The organism is Okeania sp. SIO2B9 (genome assembly GCF_010672505.1).
Taxonomy (GTDB): domain Bacteria; phylum Cyanobacteriota; class Cyanobacteriia; order Cyanobacteriales; family Microcoleaceae; genus Okeania; species Okeania hirsuta.
In genome coordinates, this window is sequence record NZ_JAAHGK010001537.1 from 1 (window position 1) to 1,572 (window position 1,572).

The following is a 1,572-nucleotide window of genomic DNA, read 5'->3' on the forward strand; positions in this document are numbered from 1 at the left end:
TGTTAGACATCAATTAATAGAATTAGCTCCTGAATCAATTAAAAGAGTTAAATTACTAATTAAAAGATACAGGGATGATTATGCAATTTGGGGTCAGGAGTTTGATTTAACATTAAATTCCTCATCATGTTTAACTTGGCCTAATTTTGATGATAATCAACAATATAGATTTGATTCAAAGCCAAAAATTAATACTATCAAAAATAGAAGTTGGAATCATCTCAAAATTAGTAAGATAACTCTAGGGATAGTTGTGGTAATCTTATTCATGGCAGTAGTTGTTTTTATCAGTAAAATGTTAGTGAAGCGATCGCCACAAACAATCAATAGTTTTACCACCTATCCTCAACTATTATTATCAGAAGAAAACTTAATTTAACTTAGTAAATATGACTAATAAAAATATTCTTATTTCTCCTCAGTGGTTAGTAGACCATCTCAATGACCCAGACCTAATCATCATCGACTGTCGTTTTTCTTTAGCTGACCCAGAATTAGGCCAAAAACAATATCAAGCAGGTCATATCCCTGGTGCATTCTATCTAGACCTTAATCAGGACCTTTCCAGCGCAGTACAAAAACATGGCGGGCGTCACCCATTACCCGTTCCTGATAAACTTGGTCAAAAATTAGCAAGTATAGGTGTTAAATACCGAGAGACTCTAATTGTAGCTTATGATGATTCTCGCTTTGCCTTTGCTTCCCGTTTATGGTGGTTATTGACATACATGGGCCATGAAAAAGTTGCTCTTTTAGATGGCGGTTTTTCTGAGTGGCAAAAAAAATATCCAATTACTAATGAAATTTATGCCCCACAAACAGGTTTTTTTGAACCACAAATTCAATCAAAAATGGTAGTAGATATAGAAATAGTTAAAGCAAAAAAAGATTTGCCAGAAGTAGTATTAGTTGATTCGCGAGATAGCGATCGCTACTTAGGAAAACATGAACCTATTGACCCTATTGCTGGTCATATTCCAGGGGCGGTTAATTATCCTTGGAAACAAGTTACTGATGAAAATAGTCAGGCGAAAGTTTCGGAACAAGTTTCTCGCTGGGAAGAAGTAAAAAGTGCTGAGGAAGTTATGGTTTATTGTGGTTCTGGTGTGACTGCTTGTGTGAATTTATGGTCGTTAAAAATGGCGGGTATTAATACAGGAAAACTTTATGCAGGTAGTTGGAGTGATTGGTGTTCTTATTTAGTAGATAATAAGTAACTTCAGTTAACATTTATCAGTTATCAGTATTTCATGGCATAGGGAGACTTGAAACACTGAATTTTGTTGATTTTTACCCATTTCAAGGGGAGGCTTGATACCTGATTTTCTGGTCAAGTAAGAATAAGCAAGAATGATTATATAAAGGATAAAATTAGCATAAATAATCTGATTTTGGCTGAAATAGTTATGGAAGTAATTTTTTATTCTAGGTTTCCTGTAACTCCTGATCTCAAATTATGGTTATGGAAAATATCAGGTATTAAGACAATAAAATTTGATGGAGGTAGTGGTAATTATTGGTGTTCTTATTTGCTAGAGAGTCAATCAACTAAAAGGAGTAATTCAGATGGAA

2 protein-coding genes are annotated in these 1,572 nt (G+C 34.0%); both read left to right on the plus strand.

Annotated elements, in window-relative coordinates; genetic code table 11:
- A partial coding sequence (locus tag F6K13_RS32390; protein WP_287289802.1) for a hypothetical protein occupies positions 1-379 on the plus strand: 379 nt, incomplete at its 5' end.
- Positions 380-389: 10 nt separating this feature from the next.
- Positions 390-1,217 carry a sulfurtransferase gene (locus tag F6K13_RS32395; protein ID WP_124146659.1) on the plus strand — a complete coding sequence of 276 codons (828 nt, stop codon included), beginning with the start codon at positions 390-392 and terminating at the stop codon, positions 1,215-1,217.
- The last annotated feature ends 355 nt before the right edge of the window (positions 1,218-1,572 follow it).

Bases quoted from the DNA above. Each gene is read 5' to 3' on its own strand.
- F6K13_RS32395 (WP_124146659.1), top strand. From the start codon at position 390: ATGACTAATAAAAATATTCTTATTTCTCCTCAGTGGTTAGTAGACCAT.